17 protein-coding genes are annotated in these 17,882 nt (G+C 62.4%); 3 read left to right on the plus strand and 14 right to left on the minus strand.

Going from position 1 to position 17,882, the window contains the following annotated elements:
• Positions 1 to 125 precede the first annotated feature (125 nt).
• Positions 126 to 1,454 (minus strand): MATE family efflux transporter, encoded by a 1,329-nt coding sequence (locus tag HNO52_RS10310; RefSeq protein ID WP_197569026.1) that lies wholly within the window; start codon positions 1,452 to 1,454, stop codon positions 126 to 128.
• Positions 1,455 to 1,516: 62 nt separating this feature from the next.
• Positions 1,517 to 5,218 (minus strand): methionine synthase, encoded by a 3,702-nt coding sequence (gene metH / locus HNO52_RS10315; RefSeq protein ID WP_197569027.1) that lies wholly within the window; start codon positions 5,216 to 5,218, stop codon positions 1,517 to 1,519.
• Positions 5,219 to 5,463: 245 nt separating this feature from the next.
• On the opposite strand from metH, the gene nfuA reads away from it, so the two are divergent.
• The gene (gene nfuA / locus HNO52_RS10320; protein WP_197569028.1) at positions 5,464 to 6,054 is read left to right on the plus strand and encodes a Fe-S biogenesis protein NfuA; all 591 of its coding nucleotides are present in this window, start codon (positions 5,464 to 5,466) and stop codon (positions 6,052 to 6,054) included.
• 79 nt (positions 6,055 to 6,133) lie between these two features.
• On the opposite strand, the gene HNO52_RS10325 is transcribed toward nfuA, so the two are convergent.
• A complete protein-coding gene (locus HNO52_RS10325) occupies positions 6,134 to 7,183 on the minus strand; it encodes a DNA-binding protein (RefSeq protein ID WP_197569029.1) in 1,050 nt (349 codons plus the stop codon).
• A 318-nt stretch (positions 7,184 to 7,501) separates the two neighbouring features.
• Between HNO52_RS10325 and HNO52_RS10330 the strand changes: the two genes are divergently transcribed.
• Both HNO52_RS10330 and HNO52_RS10335 read left to right on the plus strand, forming a co-directional pair.
• Positions 7,502 to 8,632 (plus strand): tyrosine-type recombinase/integrase, encoded by a 1,131-nt coding sequence (locus HNO52_RS10330; protein ID WP_197569181.1) that lies wholly within the window; start codon positions 7,502 to 7,504, stop codon positions 8,630 to 8,632.
• Between the two features lie 28 nt (positions 8,633 to 8,660).
• Entirely contained in the window at positions 8,661 to 9,092 is a 432-nt protein-coding gene (locus HNO52_RS10335; RefSeq protein WP_197569030.1) for a SufE family protein, read from the plus strand.
• Here the strand turns inward: HNO52_RS10335 and HNO52_RS10340 are convergent.
• The 11 genes from HNO52_RS10340 to ectA all read right to left on the minus strand — a co-directional run bounded on the left by HNO52_RS10340 (position 9,056) and on the right by ectA (position 17,705).
• A complete protein-coding gene (locus HNO52_RS10340; RefSeq protein WP_197569031.1) occupies positions 9,056 to 9,463 on the minus strand; it encodes a ribbon-helix-helix domain-containing protein in 408 nt (135 codons plus the stop codon). The genes HNO52_RS10335 and HNO52_RS10340 overlap by 37 nt on opposite strands.
• A gap of 115 nt (positions 9,464 to 9,578) precedes the next feature.
• Positions 9,579 to 10,160: a DJ-1/PfpI family protein gene (locus HNO52_RS10345; RefSeq protein WP_197569032.1), complete on the minus strand. Its 582-nt coding sequence runs from the start codon at positions 10,158 to 10,160 to the stop codon at positions 9,579 to 9,581.
• A gap of 135 nt (positions 10,161 to 10,295) precedes the next feature.
• A complete protein-coding gene (gene yidD, locus HNO52_RS10350) occupies positions 10,296 to 10,646 on the minus strand; it encodes a membrane protein insertion efficiency factor YidD (RefSeq protein ID WP_197569033.1) in 351 nt (116 codons plus the stop codon).
• Between the two features lie 3 nt (positions 10,647 to 10,649).
• Entirely contained in the window at positions 10,650 to 11,102 is a 453-nt protein-coding gene (gene hisI / locus HNO52_RS10355) for a phosphoribosyl-AMP cyclohydrolase (RefSeq protein ID WP_197569034.1), read from the minus strand.
• Between the two features lie 10 nt (positions 11,103 to 11,112).
• Positions 11,113 to 11,577, minus strand: coding sequence for a transcriptional repressor (locus HNO52_RS10360; RefSeq protein WP_197569035.1), 465 nt, complete (start codon positions 11,575 to 11,577; stop codon positions 11,113 to 11,115).
• A gap of 33 nt (positions 11,578 to 11,610) precedes the next feature.
• Positions 11,611 to 12,609, minus strand: coding sequence for an alpha-L-glutamate ligase-like protein (locus HNO52_RS10365; RefSeq protein WP_197569036.1), 999 nt, complete (start codon positions 12,607 to 12,609; stop codon positions 11,611 to 11,613).
• A gap of 5 nt (positions 12,610 to 12,614) precedes the next feature.
• Positions 12,615 to 14,120 (minus strand): inactive transglutaminase family protein, encoded by a 1,506-nt coding sequence (locus tag HNO52_RS10370; RefSeq protein ID WP_197569037.1) that lies wholly within the window; start codon positions 14,118 to 14,120, stop codon positions 12,615 to 12,617.
• 35 nt (positions 14,121 to 14,155) lie between these two features.
• Positions 14,156 to 14,998 (minus strand): ATP-dependent zinc protease family protein, encoded by an 843-nt coding sequence (locus HNO52_RS10375; protein ID WP_197569038.1) that lies wholly within the window; start codon positions 14,996 to 14,998, stop codon positions 14,156 to 14,158.
• 286 nt (positions 14,999 to 15,284) lie between these two features.
• Positions 15,285 to 15,680, minus strand: a complete 396-nt coding sequence (locus HNO52_RS10380; protein WP_197569039.1) for an ectoine synthase — start codon at positions 15,678 to 15,680, stop codon at positions 15,285 to 15,287.
• A gap of 100 nt (positions 15,681 to 15,780) precedes the next feature.
• Complete coding sequence (ectB, locus tag HNO52_RS10385; RefSeq protein ID WP_197569040.1) at positions 15,781 to 17,046, minus strand: diaminobutyrate--2-oxoglutarate transaminase; 1,266 nt, start codon at positions 17,044 to 17,046, stop codon at positions 15,781 to 15,783.
• Between the two features lie 80 nt (positions 17,047 to 17,126).
• A complete protein-coding gene (gene ectA / locus HNO52_RS10390) occupies positions 17,127 to 17,705 on the minus strand; it encodes a diaminobutyrate acetyltransferase (protein ID WP_197569041.1) in 579 nt (192 codons plus the stop codon).
• Positions 17,706 to 17,882 lie beyond the last annotated feature (177 nt).

Consider the following 17,882-nt stretch of genomic DNA (forward strand, 5'->3'; position numbering starts at 1 on the left):
GCTGCTAGGGGATTGGCGAAGCGTCAGGGGGCACCATAACGCCCATGACATATTCTATGAAAGAATAAATACTTATATTTTTTATACGTAAAAGCATATAAAGCGTCAAATCGGCTACGTGCTGGTCATACCTGTAGCCGCAGCCACTGGCGGCGCTGCCAGATCACCGCGAACCAGAGAGAGTTCAGGCAGCGATAGCCGAGCTGTACCCACCAGATCCCCAGTAACCCCGCCTCCATGACCACGCCGACCCACCAGGCCAACGGCAGGAAGACCAGCCATTGCAGAGTCAGCGTGGTGGTCATCACGGTGCGATTGGCGCCGGCACCGAGCAGGGCCTGCCCCAACACCAAGGCGGCCGCATCCAGCACGATCATGACCGCGGTGAGCTGCAGCGGAAAGCGAGCCAAGGCAATCAGTTCTCGATCATGCAGGAAAATACCCAGCACCTGATCGGGAAACGCCGCCAGGGGCAGCGCCAGGGCGGCCAGGCATAGCCAGGCCAGGCGCACCACATCCCAACCCCAGCGGTGTGCATCGCTATGGTCCTGCTGCCCAAGCGACTGGCCGACCAGGCTCATCGCGGCCATGCCCAGCCCCACGCCAGGCAGGATCAGCAGCAGCGACAGGTTCACCAGTACATGGCCCACGGCGACGCTTGCCGTGTCGATTCGGCCCAGGATACAGAACAGCACCGCGTAACCAGCGGCGAACCAGAGCTGCTGAAAGGAGTGCGGCGCCGCCAGGCGCAGGGTGGCCAAGAGCGCAGGGCGCTGGGACAGGCTAGTGAGAAACCCATTGGGCACGGCGCGGCGGAAGCTGAGCAGCACCCAGAGCCCAAGGCCCACGAACAGCGAAAGGGTGGTTCCCGCGCCGGCACCAGCCGCCCCCATGGCCGGTAGGCCCAGGTGGCCGAAGATCAGGCCGATGCTGGCTGCCACGTTTACGACGTGCATCATCAGCATGATGCGCAGGTATAACCCGCTCTGCTCGATGCCGTTCCAGTAGCCGCGGAAGCAGAAGATCATCGCCACGGCAACGAGCGACAGCACCCGCCAGCGAAAGTAGTCCACTGCCACGGCATTCACTGCCACATCGGGATTGAGAAGCGCCATCAGCCGTGGCGCCTGCCACAGGCAGAGCAGGGTGACGGGAAGCGATATCAGCAGCGCAATGATCAATCCCGCATTGAGCGGCAGGGCACGCAGCTGCCAGGCCTGCTCGCCGTGTCGCCAGGCGGTCTGCGCCTGCACGCCCGAAGAGAGCCCGAACACCACCGCGGTAACAAGGAACATGCCATAGCCGCCGATACCCACGCCGGCCAGGGGCACATCGCCGAGCGAGCCGACCAGGGCCGCATCGATCAGGTTGATCAGGCTCTGGGTCAGCATCGCGGCAATGATCGGCACGGCGAGGCTCAGAATACGCCGGCGGCGGATCGAGTCGGGTAGCATCCGTCTATCGTTGGTTTCGGCAGGCGCCCACACCATGGGTGCGGGCGCGCTTGGCTCTGGTATCAGGCGGGGTCATAGGAGAGGACTGGGGACAGCCAGCGCTCCATTTCCACAAGCGACATACCCTTGCGCTGGGCCAATGCCTCGACCTGATCGCGGGTGATCTTGCCGGTGGAGAAATACTTCGACTGCGGATGAGAGAAGTACCACCCCGATACCGCCGCGGCCGGCCACATGGCGAAGTTCTCGGTCAGCTCGATGCCGGCGTTCTCGGTGGCCTCGAGCAAGCGGAACAAGGTACGCTTCTCGGTATGATCGGGGCAGGCGGGGTAGCCCGGCGCCGGTCGGATGCCTTGGTATTTCTCGGCGATCAGGGCATCGTTGTCCAGCGTCTCGTCGGGCACATAGCCCCAGTACTCCTTGCGCACACGCTCGTGCATGCGCTCGGCGAAAGCCTCGGCCAGGCGGTCGGTGAGCGCCTGGACCATGATCGCGCTGTAGTCGTCGCCGGCGGCCTTGTAGCGCTCGGCCAAGGCCTCGACGCCGTGCCCGGTTGTCACGGCAAAGCCGCCGATCCAGTCGGGCTTGCCGCTTTCCTTGGGCGCCACGAAATCGGCCAGGCTGTAGCACACGCCGTCGCGATTCTTGGTGGTCTGCTGGCGAATGTGATGCAACCGTTTGATCACTTCACTGCGCGTTTCATCGGCATAGACCTCGATGACGTCATCATCGACGCTGTTGGCAGGCCACAGGCCGATCACGCCACGTGCCTCGACGTGCTTCTCGTCGATCAGCTTGCGCAGCATTTCCTGCCCGTCGGCAAACAGGTTGCGCGCCGCCTCGCCGACCACCGCATCGTCGAGAATCTTGGGATATTTACCTGTCAGTTCCCAGCTCATGAAGAAGGGCGTCCAGTCGATGCGCTCGACCAGCTCCTCGATACCGTAGCCGTGGAACACCTTGAGTCCGGTGAAGGTGGGCTTGGGCGGGGTATAGCCGTCCCAATCGATGGGCAGCTTGCGCTGGCGGGCTTCGGCATAGCTCAGGTCGGCAGCCTTGGGTCGCCGTTTGGCATTGCGGTCGCGCACCTGCTCGTACTCGGCCTTGATCTCGGCGATATAGGCCGGCTTGAGGATGGGTGAAAGCAATTTGCCTGCCACGCCTACCGCACGCGAGGCATCGGTCACGTAAATCACCGGCTCGTCGTACTGCGGTTCGACCTTGACCGCTGTATGCGCCTTGGAAGTCGTCGCACCACCGATCAGCAACGGTAGCGTGAACCCCTGACGCTTCATCTCCTTGGCCACGTGGACCATTTCGTCCAGAGAAGGGGTGATCAGGCCGGAGAGGCCAATGATGTCGGCATTCTCCTGGCGGGCCGTCTGCAGGATCTTCTCGGCCGGCACCATCACACCGAGGTCCACCACGTCGTAGTTGTTGCATTGCAGGACAACGCCGACGATGTTCTTGCCGATATCGTGCACATCGCCCTTGACCGTGGCCATGACGATCTTGCCCTTGGCCTGGGTACCTTCGCTCTTCTCAGCTTCGATGTAGGGAATGAGGTAGGCCACCGCCTGCTTCATGACGCGGGCCGACTTGACCACCTGGGGAAGGAACATCTTGCCGGCACCGAACAGGTCGCCGACCACGTTCATGCCATCCATCAACGGCCCTTCGATCACTTCGATGGGGCGCGCGGCGCGCTGACGGGCAAGTTCGGTATCTTCTTCTATAAAGACGGTGATGCCCTTGACCAGAGCGTGCTCGATGCGCTTCTCCACCGGCCAGCTGCGCCACTCGAGGTCCTCCTTCTTGGCCGCGCCGCTACCGTCACCCTTGTACTTGTCGGCCAGGTCGACCAGTCGCTCGGTACCGTCGCTGCGACGGTTGAGCACCACGTCCTCGACCGCTTCGCGCAGCTCGGCCGGCAGGCCGTCGTAGACCGCCAACTGACCGGCATTGACGATGCCCATGGTCAGGCCGGCGCGGATGGCGTGGTAAAGGAACACCGAATGGATCGCCTCGCGCACCGGGTCGTTGCCGCGAAACGAGAACGACACGTTGGAGACGCCGCCTGACACCATGGCATGGGGCAGATGTTCGCGGATCCAGCGGGTGGCTTCGATGAAGTCGACGGCGTAGTTGTCGTGCTCCTCGATGCCGGTGGCGATGGCAAAGATATTGGGATCGAAGATGATGTCTTCGGGCGGGAAGCCGATCTCTTCCACCAGCAGCTCATAGGCGCGCTGACAGATCTCCGTCTTGCGCGCGAAGGTGTCGGCCTGGCCGGCCTCGTCGAACGCCATTACCACTACGGCAGCGCCGTAGCGGCGGCACAGCGTCGCCTGCTCGCGGAAAGCCGCTTCGCCCTCCTTGAGCGAGATGGAGTTGACCACCGCCTTGCCCTGCACGCACTTGAGCCCGGCCTCGATGATCTCCCACTTGGACGAGTCGATCATGATCGGCACGCGAGCGATGTCGGGCTCTCCGGCGATCAGGTTGAGGAAGCGCACCATCGCTTCCTGCGACTCCAGCATGCCCTCGTCCATGTTGATGTCGATAACCTGTGCACCGTTCTCCACCTGCTCCAGCGCCACCTCCAGCGCCGTGGTGTAGTCCTCATCGACGATCAGGCGCTTGAAGCGCGCCGAGCCGGTGACGTTGGTGCGCTCGCCGACGTTGACGAACAGCGAATCCTTCTCGATGTTGAACGGCTCGAGCCCCGAAAGCCGGCAGGCGCGCGGACGCTCGGGCACCTGACGCGGTGCCAGGCCTTGAATGGCGGCATGGATCGCGGCGATGTGTTCAGGGGTCGAACCGCAGCAGCCACCGATGATGTTGACCAGGCCGCTCTCGGCAAATTCGGCAACGATGTTGGCCATCTCTTCCGGCGTCTGGTCGTACTCGCCGAACTCGTTGGGCAGGCCGGCATTGGGGTGCGCGGAGACAAAGGTGTCGGCCTTGGTCGAAAGCTCTTCCAGGTAGGGGCGCAGCTCCTCGGCACCCAGCGCACAGTTCAGGCCGATGGAAAGCGGCCGGGCATGACGTACAGAATTCCAGAACGCCTCGGTAGTCTGGCCCGAGAGGGTGCGGCCGGAGGCGTCGGTGATGGTGCCGGAGATCATCACCGGCAACCGCTCGCCGCGATCGTCGAACAGCGTCTCCAAGGCGAAGATGGCCGCCTTGGCGTTGAGCGTATCGAAGATGGTCTCGATCAGGATCAGGTCGGCACCACCCTCGATCAGCGCCTCGGCGGCTTCGTAGTAGTTCTCGCGCAGCTGGTCGAAGGTGACGTTGCGCTTGGCCGGGTCGTTGACGTCGGGCGACAGCGAGGCGGTGCGTGAGGTCGGCCCCAGCACCCCGGCCACGTAACGCGGCACGCCGGTTTCGGCCGCAACGGCGTCGCATACTGCACGCGCCAGGCGTGCCGATTCACGATTCAGTTCGGGTACCAGTTCCTCCATGCCATAGTCCGCCTGCGAAAGACGGGTACTGTTGAAGGTGTTGGTCTCGACGATGTCGGCGCCGGCTTCGAGGTAGTCGCGATGAATGCGCGTCACCAGCTCGGGGCAGGTCAGCGCCAACAGATCGTTGTTGCCCTTGAGTTCGGAGGGCCAGTCGCGGAAGCGCTCGCCGCGGAAATCCTCTTCGTCGAGCCGGGCATTCTGCAACATGGTACCCATGCCGCCATCCAGCATGAGGATGCGCTCGCCGAGCCGTTCGGTGAGGGTAGCGGTCAGTGCAGAGGGTAGGGCGGCCATGGGTTGGGTCGGTCTCCAGCGAAAGTCACGTCTATGAATCTATGCCGCCCCGCTGATTCTTGTTGGCTACTGGCAGGGTCGGTCGTGTCAGCCCGACATGGTAGCAAAACCAGCCGCTTGAGGGCAGGGCTGGTCAAAAACCGAGCAAAATAGTCGGGATTGTCTCGCGGCAGGCTTTTGCATACCATAATGGTATGTCACATATGGCCGGCCCGACGAGGCCCAGCCCGACCAGCGAGAACACCATGAGCGAGATCATCCGGATTACCGACAGCGCCCAGGACTACCTCGCCGAGCTGCTCGAGAAGCAGAACGTCGAAGGAATTGCGGTGCGCATCTTCATCACCCAGCCGGGTACCCCCTATGCCGAGACCTGCCTGGCCTATTGCCGGCCTGGCGAGGAGGAGCCCAGCGATGAGCGCCTGGAGCTAGAAAAGATCACGGCGCTGATCGACAAGAACAGCATTGCCTTCCTCGAGGAAGCGGTGGTCGACTTCAATGCCGATCGCATGGGCGGCCAGCTGACCATCAAGGCGCCCAATGCCAAGATGCCTAAGGTCAACGCCGACAGCCCGATCGAAGATCGCGTCAATTACATCCTCTACAGCGAGATCAACCCCGGGCTTGCCGCCCACGGCGGTGAAATCAAGCTGGTCGAATTGACCGCGGATCAGGTGGCGGTACTCGCTTTTGGTGGAGGTTGCCAGGGCTGTGCAGCAGTCGATCTGACTCTCAAGGAAGGCGTGGAGAAGACCCTGATGGAGCGCATTCCTGAGCTTGCCGGTATCCGCGACGTGACCGACCACACCGACACCACCAACGCCTATTATCGCTGATCACTCCACTTCGGTCCCTCTTTCGCCGACACCGTCTTAAACCGTTCAGGCGCGCCCCTCAGGGGCACGCCTGAAGGCTTCATCGAACGCTCTCGGAGGGCTCCGCTGCAGAGTCAGAGTCTTCCTGCGCTTCAGCTCCTCCCTCCGAATGGCGCGACACCACGCCATCTTCACCCGGCTGCCAGATGCGCCGCATCAGCTCGGCATCGAGCGTGCGCAGGCGTGCCGCCTGCTCGTCGATATGACGCTTCTGATCGTCGATGCGCGCCTGCAGCAGTGACTGCTCGTGGCGCATGGTATCGATGCGCTCCTCGGCGCGGCTCCTGGCCCACTGCGTCTCACGGTGCTGCTTCTCCTCGCGCCCCAGTGCTGCCTGCGTTTCGTGAAGCTGTCGCTGCAGGTTGTCCTGACGTTTCTCCAGCTGCTGGACGGTGGCGTCATGCCGCTTCTCGGCCGACACCCGTTCCTGCCGAGACTCGTCGAGCAGGCTCATAAGACGCGCCTCGGCCGCCTCGTGGCGCTGCTCCTCCTGATTCAGGCGCGCCAACTGCTGAGCGTCGCGGTCGGCCAATGCCTGCTGGTGGGCCTTACCCTGCTGCTCGTTCTCCTTTTGCAGCTTGTCGAGCTGCTGCAAGGAGCGAGCTAGCCGCTCCTCCAATTGGCGGGCGCGCTCCTGCCACTGGTCGCGCTCGGCTTCCACCCGTGCCAAGGCGGCACTGCGCTGCTCGAGACGCTGCTCCGTTCCCGCCAGGTGCGACGACAGGGCGGCTTCGCGCTGCTCGGCATCTTCAACCTGGCGCTGCGCCTCCTGCATGGCAGCCTCGATCTCGGCCACGCGTCGGTCGGCCTCCTCGCGGTAACTTGCCAGGACCTCACCGGCTGACTCCTGAGCCTTTTGCCACAGGCCTTCCGCCAGCCTGAGCACCGGCTCCGGCATGGCATGAGAGGCGGGCAGGTCACGGTTAGCGTCGCGCTGGAACCGCCACTCGCGCAGGTGATCGCTGATCGTAGTGAAACTGCCGGTTCCCAGCACGTCACGAATTTTCTGGACACTGGGGGCATCCCCTTTGGCCAGCAGGGCCTCGATGGCCTGCTGAACGTCCTCGTACTGCACACCGCTGCGTGCCATGACGATCTCCTTGGTGGTGTGGCGGCTGATCCTTGCTCACGCGGCAGGGCGTCGCTTGTTCTTGCTGTTGCCGTGCGCCCTGGATAGCTAAGCATAGCGACTTTCGTCCAATCCGAAAAGAAGATTACATTACGTTTATTACGTAATAAACATAATGAAATGGTTATAAATTCAAGATTACCCGTCTTATCTTGAATAAATTATCGCTACAGGCGAGACTCGAGCCATTCGATAGCAGAAACGGGAGGAGGCGCGATGAGGGTACCGATCGGGGAGGGCGACGGCGCCGTTCTTCCCGGCCAGCAGCAGGGGGCGAGCATGCCCACCCCGGCACTTGACGTGGCGCTGCCCGAGGCAAGCCGGACAGCACGTATTGCCGCCGGAAGCGACGCCGAGGCGGTAGCGCAATGGCTCGCCGAGTTTCGCGCCAGCCCGCAGACGCTACGCGCCTACCGCCGCGAGGCAGAGCGCCTGCTGCTATGGCTCGGGCGGGAAGGGCGCAGCCTGACCGAGCTGCGCCGGCACGACCTCGATGCCTACGAGGCCTTTCTCGCCGCTCCCTCGCCGCATCAGCTCTGGGTAGGCCCATCACGGCCGCGCCATTCGCCGGACTGGCGTCCGTTTCGTGGACCACTATCCCCGGCCAGCCGCCGACAGAGCCTGATCATTCTGCAGGGTATGTTCACCTGGCTGGTGGAGGCAGGGTGGGTCAGCCACAATCCGTTCCGCCTGATGCGCGACAAGCGCCGCCGCCTCGACAATCGCCAGCCCGGCATCGATCGCTATCTGGAACGCCCGTTATGGGAGTGGCTATGGCAATGGTTGACACGACCGCAGCAGGGGAACATCAGCGTTCGCGAGCGATACATCCGGCACCGACGGATCATTATTTTCGGCTTCGCCTACTTGTTGGCGCCGCGAATCAGCGAGATGGCCGCCGCCGAAATGGGTGACTTCTTCCGGCGCGAAGGGAGATGGTGGTGGCATGTGGTGGGCAAGGGCGACAAGACGGCGCGAATACCGGTACCCGACGACATGCTGGCCCTGCTGGGCGGCTGGCGAGAAATGCTGGGCCTGGCACCCGAGCCACTTCCGGGCGAGGAGGGAGCCGTACTGCGCGGCCTGAATGGCCAGCGCGGCCTGGGCGACAACCAGCTCTATCGACTGATTCGCGATGCCTTTCGCCAGGCGGCCGATGCCCTGGAGGCCGAGGCGGGAGAGAAGGCAATGTCGCAAGTGGCCCGGCTGCGTGACGCGACCCCGCACTGGTTGCGCCATACTGCACTCACGCACCAGGCCCAGGCCGGCGTCGAGCTACGCTACCTCGCCAGCACCGCACGTCATTCCCGACTGGACACCACCGCGCAGTACCTGCATGCCGAAGACGAGGAGTGGCATCGCCAGCAATCCACCCATGTCTTGCCCGCCCGGGTGGAGGAGCCGGTATAATAGCGGTCAAGCCAACCAGGGAGACGACATGACCACCGAAGCCACGGCCGAACAAGCCCAGCAGGCCCTGCAGGAAGAGTTCGAGATGTTCGATAACTGGATGGATCGCTACCAGTACATCATCGACATGGGCAAGCAACTGCCGGCGTTTCCGGAGGAGTGGAAGACCCCCGAGCGCAAGATCCAGGGCTGCCAGTCGAACGTGTGGATGCATCATCGCCGCGACGGCGAGATGCTGCACTTCGATGCGGTGTCGGATGCCGCCATCGTCTCCGGCCTGATCGCGGTGCTGTTGCGTATTTACAATGACCGTCCGGCCGGTGAAATTCGCGATACCAGCCCGCATTTCCTCGGAGACCTGGGGCTCGACAAGCACCTGTCCCCCACACGCAGCAATGGCCTGCACGCCATGCTCGGCAAGATCTACGAAGTTGCTGCGGAAGCGGCACCCGCTAGCTGACGTTGCGCTACAGGTAGCTTGGCGGCATGCCGTATGCGCTCGCGCTCGAGAATTTGCTCGGCATCAAGACTGCAGATGGCAACGTCCCGTGCAGCGGGTATCTCTCCCGCCAACTGAAGCACCTGGTAACGAGCGCAGCAAACGCGCAGGAAGGAAGCGAAGTTGGCGGGATCGTGCCCAGCCTCGGCGCACTCTCGTGAGAGCTTCGCCACCAGCTGGCTGAGCGAGAGGTCGTCGCGCTTGCCGATCTCCTCGAGCACCGTCCAGAAAAAACCCTCCAGGCGTACGCTGGTCGAGATGCCCTCGAGACGCATGGAGCGTGTCTGGGGCTCCCAGAGGCCCGGTTCGGCGCCGATGAAAAGCCTGCACATACCATTTTCCTCCCTTGCTCGCCCGCCCGGCGCCATTATCATGGCGCCGGGCGTGGGCCAGGGCAAGGCAATCATGGAAAGCTATCTGCCACTGGAGCGCGATGCCAGTCCCTTGCTAGAGTTCGATGCGCGTCTCGAGTACGGCCAGGAACTGAGCGAGCCAGGCCGGATGGGCGGGCCAGGCGGGGGCGGTGACCAGCTTGCCGTCGGTCACAGCATCATCCACTGCGATGTCGGCATAGCGGCCACCGGCCAGCTCCACCTCGGGGCGGCAGGCGGGGTAAGCCGAGCAGGTACGACCTTCCAGCACCCTGGCGGCAGCCAGTAGCTGGGCAGCGTGACAGATCGCTGCCACCGGCTTGTCGGCACTGAAGAAGTGACGCACCAGCTCGATGACCTTTTCGTTCAGGCGCAGGTATTCCGGCGCGCGACCGCCAGCGATCACCAGGCCGTCATACTCCTCGGGGTTTACGGTGGCGAAATCCGCGTTGAGGGTGAAGCGATGGCCCGGCTTCTCGCTGTAGGTCTGGTCACCCTCGAAGTCATGAATGGCGGTGGCAATGCTCTCGCCGGCCCGCTTGTCGGGGCAGACGGCGTCGACACGGTGTCCAACGGCCTGCAGGGCCTGGAACGGCACCATGGTTTCGTAATCTTCGGCAAAGTCGCCGCACAGCAAGAGCAGTCGCTTGGCGGACATGGCGTTTCTCCTCATCGACTCGTTATTGTGAATGTGCCACGGATCAGTTTGGCACAGGCAAGCCGGAGGAGGGTGGTAGCGGGCTACTACACGAGCAGCAAGCGGCAAGCTGAGAGAAGAGGGGCTGCGTGGTTGTCAGTGTCCCGAGCTATGCCGACCGTGGCGACAATGGAAGTGCTCGTCGAGCTCCGGGTCGTCAAGACACAGCCGCTCACTCGCCCCACCGGGTACCGGATCGATACCGCCGTCGCTGCCGGGATGGCAGCGAACGATACGCTTGAAGGCAAGCCAGCCACCATGCAGTGGGCCGTGGACCTGGATGGCTTCCACGGTGTAGTGCGAACAACTTGGCCAGTAACGACAGCGCGGCCCCAGCAAGGGGCTCACCACCACCTGATAGAGCCGGACCAGGCCGATCATCACCAAGCCCAGCATATGACGCAGGAGCCGACCCAGGCTCGCGATCCAGCCTGCCAGGCAGGGCATGCTTCAGCGCCTCTCCGGGGGCTGGCGATAGAGGGTTTCGGGATCGATCAACGGCTCGCTGACGATACGCGCCTCGCCATCTTCCATCGCCACGTAGAAGCAGCTGCGCCGCCCGGTATGGCAGGCCGGGCCGGTCTGCTCGACCTGCAGCAGCAGGGTGTCGCCATCGCAATCGAGGCAGGCGCCGCGCAGGTGCTGCTGCTGGCCGGAAGTTTCCCCCTTGCGCCACAGCTTGCCCCGCGAGCGCGACCAGTAGCAGACTCGCCCACTGGCGAGCGTTTCTTCCAACGCCTCGCGATTCATCCAGGCCATCATCAACACTTCGCCACTGTCGTGCTGCTGGGCGATAGCAGGGATCAGGCCATCGTCGTTGAAGCGCACGGCGGAAATGACACGAGCGAGCGGCAGGCGACTATCGAGTTCGGCACGTTCGAGTTGCTTGAAAGTATCGGTCATGGCATATCCGTTAAAGACTGGCTCGAGCCCGCGCCGTAGCGTTCAGACACAGATCACAGCTGCCCAGCAACTCGATGGTCTGGCGTTCGACACGAAAACCGAGGTCGCGCGCCTGGTCGCTGAGCTGAGCATTGACATCGTCCAGATGCAGCTCCTCGACACGCCCGCAGTGGCGACAGATCAGCAGCTGGAAGCCGTGGGCATGCTCGGGACAGGGGCAGGCTACATAGGCGTTGAGCGATTCGATTCGATGCACCAGGCCCTGTTCGATGAGGAAATCGAGAGCGCGATAGATAGTGGGTGGACGGGCAGCCGCATGCTCGACGGCTAGTCGATCGAGTAGCTCATAGGCCTTGAGGCCACCGCTGGCCGCGGCAATCATCTCGAGTACACGTCGGCGGATCGGGGTGAAGCGCACCCCGCGGAGTTGGCATTGTCTTTCGGCCTGCGCGAGCAGGGCGGTAGCGTCGGTCATGAGTGAGCCGATGTGTCTGGAACAGGCTTCATTCTACGTGCTGGCACAGGACTGGGCCAGCTCTGGCTCAGCCGGCGCCGCCCGCAACTCGCCACGGCGAGCAAAATGCTCTTGGGAGAAGGCAACCCGGTCTTTGACGCTCACCCCCTCGGGCTGAGTTTCCACCAGGTCCAGGCGGCGGCGAAGGCCTTCGCCATTTGCCATCTGGATGGCAAGCCCCGGGCGAGCGTTGAGCTCTAGCAGCATCGGGCCACAGTCGCGATCAATCACCATGTCGGTACCGAGGTAGCCGAGCCCGGTCATCTCATAGCAACCGGCGGCCAGCTCCAGCAGGCTGGTCCAGTCGGGGATGCGCAAGCTGGCCAGCTCATGCCCGGTATCGGGATGGTCGCGACGCGAACGGTCGAACTGGACGCCCCGCACCGCCGTACCCGTGGCTATGTCGAGTCCGACACCCACTGCGCCCTGGTGCAGGTTCGCCTTGCCGTCGGAGGCGGCCGTGGAGAGACGCATCATGGCCATGACCGGGTAGCCGCGAAAGATGATCACACGGATGTCCGGCACGCCTTCATAGGTGTACTCGGAGAGCTGTTCGTCGAAGTTGATGAGGCCCTCGATCATCGCCACGTCAGGGACGCCGCCCAGCGAGTAAAGACCGGACAGAATATTGGAAACGTGACGGTGGAGATCCTCGAGGCCGAGGCGCACGCCACTGGGCTTGATGAAGCCATCCTGATCGACGCGCTCGATGACCAGGATGCCCTTGCCGCCGCTACCTTTGGCCGGCTTGATGACGAAGCCCGAGTGACCGGCAATCATTTCCCTCAGCCCCTTTATGCCGAACTGGGTGGTCACGGTACCGATCAGGGCCGGTGTCGTGATGCCATGTTTCTCGGCCAGCAGCTTGGTCTTCAGCTTGTCGTCCACCAGCGGATAGAGCCGACGGCTGTTGTAGCGCCCAATGTAGCGAATGTTGCGCCGGTTCATGCCGATAATACCGCGACGCAGAAGCTGGCTCGGCCGTGCCCACATGATGTTCAGTCCTCGGTAACCGGTTTGAAACGTCTCAGCTCGAGCAGCCGATATCCCGTGTAGTTACCCAGCAGCAGGATCAGCGACATGATGATGAGCTGTACACCCAGAAAATTGAAGGTGATGTGGCGTATCCATGGGTTGTTCATGGCGAGATAGGCCAGCACAGCCGTAACGAGGCTGCCACCACCCTGGATCAAGACTTCCTTGGGACCTTCTTCCTCCCACAGGATCGACATGCGTTCGATGGTCCAGGCCAGAATGATCATCGGGAAGAAGGTGATCGTCAGGCCCGCGTTGAGTCCTACACGATAGGACAACACGGTGAAGATCGAAATGATGGCGATGACCGTGATGATCACCGCCGAGACTCGCGCCACCAATAACAGGTTGAGGTACGAGAGATAATTGCGTATCACCAGCCCGACGGACACGACCAGCAGGAAGCCGATCAGCCCGGTGGGCAGGGTCGTCTGGATGAAAGCCAGCGCAATCAATACGGGCATGAAGGTACCCGAGGTCTTGATGCCGACGAGGATGCGCAGGAACACGACCACCAGCGCGCCGATGGGAATCAGCAGGATGGTCTGGAACAATGCCTGCTCCTCGAGCGGCAGGCTATGAATCGAGAAGTTGAGCAGGGTATCGTCAGCCAGCTGGCTGCGCACAGCGGCCGCGGCCGGCTGGCTGCGCGACAGCATGGAGAAGGTAACTCGGGAGTTGGTGCCACCCTGGACCTCTAACACGGCGCGACCGCCGGTTTCCCAGAGCAGGAGATTTTCCGGCTGGCCTTGTTCGGCGGTACGTGGATCGAACAGCGCCCAGTTCTCTTCATCCTCGAAGACCATGATCCACGGCGTCAGCGCCTGACGCCGACGCCCGTCCTCGAGCATCAGGCCGCTCACTTCACGGGCATGCACGCCGGCCTGGTTCAGCAGGCGTACCAGTAGGGGGGTGCGCTCGAACTGGGTCAGCAGCAAACGAGCATTCTCCCCCTGGCGATCCTCGCTGAAGTCGCGAATCAGCTCCCGCGTGAAGGTGTAAGGATCGGCACTACGCATCCAGGCGCGCTCGATCACCTGAGCCGCCGCCGTGTCGTAAGGACGCTCCCAACTGACGTCGCGCAGGGGCGGACGCGCAATCTGACGCTTGCGCTTGTCATCAGTCACTAGCAGGCGCACGGAGTAGTAGAGCTGCTGACTACCCGTTGCGCTGCGGATCGACCACTGCGCTCGACGCCCGGTCTCGTCCTGCAGGAATGACAGGCCGTAGCCCGGTGAGGCGGTATTCTCGGTCAGGATCCGATAGCCTCGCTGGTGCGAGGGTAGAGCCAGTTCGGCACGTGCGGAGTCGCCCAGGGCGGTGAAATCGACGACGGCCTCGACCTCCCAGACCTGGCGCTGCTCACCCGGCGTCCACGGTACTTCCATCTGGATATGACGATGAAGGCTCGTGCCGATGCCGAGCACCATCAGCAGGCCCACGATGAGATAGAAGGTCAGTCGCGACATGTATCATCCTTGCAGGTAGTTATCCAGGCTCGGTATCAGCCTTCCTCTTCGTCCCCGTCACTGATCTCGTCTTCAGCCGCTTCGGAGGCCGGTCGTCCACCGGGGAATTCGGGACGGGGGTGTATGTAGTCCTCCGCCACGTCGATCAGGGCGATGTCCATGAGGAAGCGTCGGCCCAGCAGTACCGGATAGTTGAGATGGGTTCGGTCGTTGAGCGTGAATTCCACCGTTTCTCGGATCGGCCCCAGCGTCATCAGCAAACTGACGACCGGACGCGACTCGCTGCCGGCGGCCTGCAAGATACGCACCCGGCGCTCGATCGGCCGCTCGATCCACTCATCGCGTACGCTGTCGACGACGACATCGTCCTCGTTGAGGCCCAGCTTGAAGCGAACCCAGTCTTCGCCGTCACGCTCGAAGCGGGTGATCTCGGTAGCGGAGAGAGAAGAGGTGTTAGCCCCCGAGTCAACCCGCGCACGCATATAGGTGCCGACTTCAGGCAGGCCGATCCATTCGGAGCGACCTACCATCTCTTTGGCCGACAGCGTCGCGCTCAGCTCGTCGTTGCATTCCGCCGGGACTACTTTAGGGGCATCGCCACGCTGTTCGAGCCGCTCGATGTCGCCACGCAGGTGACGAAGAGTGGTACCGGCATCGCGTAGCTCGGCGAGCATCTCGGCCTGGCGCTGGTCGGCGGCGTTGGCCTCGGGACGATCGCAGCTCAGCGCGATCTGGTGTTCGAGTTGGTCGATGCGCGTCTCGAAGGCTGCGGGGCTGAGTGTAGGCTCAGGCTCTGAGTCAGGTGTGAGGGCGCATCCGCTGATCAACAATGAACTCAGCAACCAGGAGATGGGTGCGGATAGCGTTCTCGGTCGCATTGGAATCGACAGCCTCCGGTCGGGCTACGAACTGGGCGCAGCGGCAGTGAGCTTGGCTTGAAAGGTACAGGTTTCGTCGCGGCGAAACATGACGGGGGATGATAAGGATAACGAGGTAGCGTTGTCCATCTCGACAGGAGTGCTATTTAACATAATATACATTATGCGAACCAAGGGTGAAGAAATGGGTTGCGTGCTGAATGGCCCCGACATGTCGCCGCAATCCACACGACGAACCCCGACTCGCCGGCCGGGGTTCATGGGTTCGCGATGGGCCAGCCCGCCCTTATGCCTCGTCGGCGGGCGCGTAGGAGCCGTCCTCGCGGTGCACTTCCTTGCCGGTAATCGGCGGCGTGAACACGCACGCCAGGTGCATGGTCTTGTGTGCACGCAGCAGATGTTCGTCATGCTGGTCGAGAATGTAGATGTCGCCTGGCTTGATCGGCCAGATCTTGCCGTCGGCCAGGGTTTCGACTTCGCCTTCACCCTCGATGCAGTACACCGACTCGTAGTGATGCTTGTAGTGAATGTGCGTTTCGGTGCCTTCATAGATACGCGTGATATGAAACGAGAAGCCGCCACCGTCGTTGGCCAGCAACAGGCGCGTGCTGTCCCAGGTGCCGCTCTCGGCCTTGACCAGTCGGTCCGTCTTGCGCGCTTCCTCGAGATTGCGAACGATCATCTTCAAATTCTCCGTTCAATCCATAGACTGGCCGGCTGCGCTACAGCCGGCCGTTACATGAACGCCATTCGGTGCCGGATCGAGCCAGTGACACCGGCGTTCAGGCCATGACTTCCCTGACACTTGCCTCGAGAATATCCAGCCCCTCGAGCAGATCCTCATCGGGAATGGTCAACGGGCACAGGCACTTGACCACTTCTCCCGCCTGACCGCTGGTCTCGATAACCAGGCCTTTCTCGAACGCCTTGGCAGTGATCTTGTCGGCCAGGTCTCCGTCGCCAAGATCGATCCCGCGCATCAGGCCGCGACCACGCTCGGTGGCCGGCACGCCCTGCTCGCTGATCCAGGCGGCGATCTTCTGGAAGCGGTCTTCGACCACCCTGCCCTTGCGCTGGACATCGCGCTCGAAGGTATCGTCACCCCAATACTGTCGCATGGCGGCAGCGGCCGTGGCAAAAGCCAGGTTGAAGCCGCGGAAAGTGCCGTTGTACTGGCCCGGCTTCCACTTGTCGAGATCGGGACGCATCAGTACATGAGCGAACGGCAGGCCGAAGCCGGACAGCGACTTGGAATTGGTTACGATGTCGGGCTTGATGCCGGCGTGCTCGAAACTGAAGAACTTGCCGGTACGGCCGCAGCCGGCCTGAATGTCATCGACGATCAGCAAGATGCCATTATCGCGGCAGATAGTTTCGAGGCGCTTGAGCCAGTCGAGTCCGGCCACGTTGATGCCACCCTCGCCCTGTACGGTCTCAACGATGACTGCTGCCGGCAGGTCAAGCCCGCTGGAGTTGTCGCCCAGCAGCTTCTCGAAGTAGTCCAGACTATCGGCATGCTCGCCCAGGTAGCCGTCATACGGCATGAAAGCGCTGCCCTGCAGCGGAATACCGCCGGTGGCCTCGCGGAACTTGCGATTGCCGGTTGTAGCCAGCGCGCCCATGGTCACGCCATGGAAACCGTTGGTGAACGTCACGATATTGTGCCGCCCCTGGGCAACCCGAGCCAGACGAATGGCGGCCTCGACGGCATTGGTGCCGGTCGGCCCCGGCAGGTGAACTTTGTACTCGAGCCCACGCGGCTTGAGGATCACCTCCTCGAGAGTTTCCAGGTAGTCGCGCTTGGCGGCCGTCCAGAAGTCGAGCCCGTGCACGATGCCGTCGCTGTCCAGGTAGTCGAGCAGTGCTTGCTTGAGGTGCGGATTGTTGTGACCGTAGTTGAGGGTGCCTGCGCCGGCCAGGAAGTCGATGTATTCGCTGCCGCTTTCATCGGTCAGCCGAGCATTCCTGGCCTTGGTGAAGACCACCGGGAAAGAGCGGGAATAAGTCCGGACGTTGGATTCGAGACGTTCGAGTGTCTGGGTCTGCATATCGACCTCCTGTCGGAATAATCAAGCGTAGGGATGCATGGATGGCCGAAGGCCTCGACCATCCCATGATTCGGGTGGGATCAGATGCGCCGCGTGTCGAAAGGACCGATACGCACAAGATTCTCGGGGTCGTGTTCACCGCCGAGCTGGTCCGTGGAGAAATATTCACGGCTGTTGAGGGGGGCCTGCCAGCGATCGGCGAGGCGACGGAAAAGCCCCCAGGACGCCTGGTTGTCCGGCGTGATGGTGGTTTCCAGGTGATGGACGCCTTCCAGTTCGGGACGGCTCATGACGGCGGCGACGAGACGCCGGGCCAAACCGGTGCCGCGAGCCTTTTCCCCTACCGCTACCTGCCACAGGAAATAGGTATCCGGGGCGTTGCTCTTCACGTAGCCGGACACGAAACCGACGATCTCGCCTTCTTCATTGGTGGCAACGGCACAGGTATCGCGAAACTGTGTTGCCAGCAATAGATAGGCATAGGCCGAATTGACATCGAGCGGTGGGCAAGACTTGACCAGTTCGTAGATTCCCCAGCCATCGTCGGGATTAGGCTTGCGAATGAATAGTGGCGAGGCATCGCTGCCGACTACTGCATCGGCGACGCTGGGGCGTGCCAGGTCGGCAGAAGGTGTAAAGGGCTGCGTTGTCCCGCTCATGGTAAAGCCTCGCTGTAGCGATGTTGCCCGTAATGATAACAGGACCCATGATCAAATCAAAACTAGCATTATGGCTAGGGCGCTATTGCATAACAAAAAATTATCGCTGGTTGCCAAACCGCTCAGGAAAGGCACTTCGTAAGTCTAGTCCAGAGCCAAGCAGTCAACAGACAGAAA

The organism is Halomonas sp. MCCC 1A13316 (assembly GCF_014931605.1).
GTDB lineage: Bacteria > Pseudomonadota > Gammaproteobacteria > Pseudomonadales > Halomonadaceae > Halomonas.

Coding starts and splice junctions, on each gene's coding strand:
- yidD (WP_197569033.1), bottom strand. CDS start 10,646: ATGCCCTGCCTGGCAGGCTGGATCGCGAGCCTGGGTCGGCTCCTGCGT.
- HNO52_RS10325 (WP_197569029.1), bottom strand. CDS start 7,183: ATGGCACGCAGCGGTGTGCAGTACGAGGACGTTCAGCAGGCCATCGAG.
- HNO52_RS10345 (WP_197569032.1), bottom strand. CDS start 10,160: ATGTCCGCCAAGCGACTGCTCTTGCTGTGCGGCGACTTTGCCGAAGAT.
- HNO52_RS10340 (WP_197569031.1), bottom strand. CDS start 9,463: ATGTGCAGGCTTTTCATCGGCGCCGAACCGGGCCTCTGGGAGCCCCAG.
- HNO52_RS10310 (WP_197569026.1), bottom strand. CDS start 1,454: ATGCTACCCGACTCGATCCGCCGCCGGCGTATTCTGAGCCTCGCCGTG.
- HNO52_RS10360 (WP_197569035.1), bottom strand. CDS start 11,577: ATGACCGACGCTACCGCCCTGCTCGCGCAGGCCGAAAGACAATGCCAA.
- HNO52_RS10375 (WP_197569038.1), bottom strand. CDS start 14,998: ATGCGACCGAGAACGCTATCCGCACCCATCTCCTGGTTGCTGAGTTCA.
- HNO52_RS10370 (WP_197569037.1), bottom strand. CDS start 14,120: ATGTCGCGACTGACCTTCTATCTCATCGTGGGCCTGCTGATGGTGCTC.
- hisI (WP_197569034.1), bottom strand. CDS start 11,102: ATGACCGATACTTTCAAGCAACTCGAACGTGCCGAACTCGATAGTCGC.
- HNO52_RS10335 (WP_197569030.1), top strand. CDS start 8,661: ATGACCACCGAAGCCACGGCCGAACAAGCCCAGCAGGCCCTGCAGGAA.
- HNO52_RS10330 (WP_197569181.1), top strand. CDS start 7,502: ATGCCCACCCCGGCACTTGACGTGGCGCTGCCCGAGGCAAGCCGGACA.
- ectB (WP_197569040.1), bottom strand. CDS start 17,046: ATGCAGACCCAGACACTCGAACGTCTCGAATCCAACGTCCGGACTTAT.
- metH (WP_197569027.1), bottom strand. CDS start 5,218: ATGGCCGCCCTACCCTCTGCACTGACCGCTACCCTCACCGAACGGCTC.
- ectA (WP_197569041.1), bottom strand. CDS start 17,705: ATGAGCGGGACAACGCAGCCCTTTACACCTTCTGCCGACCTGGCACGC.
- HNO52_RS10365 (WP_197569036.1), bottom strand. CDS start 12,609: ATGTGGGCACGGCCGAGCCAGCTTCTGCGTCGCGGTATTATCGGCATG.
- HNO52_RS10380 (WP_197569039.1), bottom strand. CDS start 15,680: ATGATCGTTCGCAATCTCGAGGAAGCGCGCAAGACGGACCGACTGGTC.
- nfuA (WP_197569028.1), top strand. CDS start 5,464: ATGAGCGAGATCATCCGGATTACCGACAGCGCCCAGGACTACCTCGCC.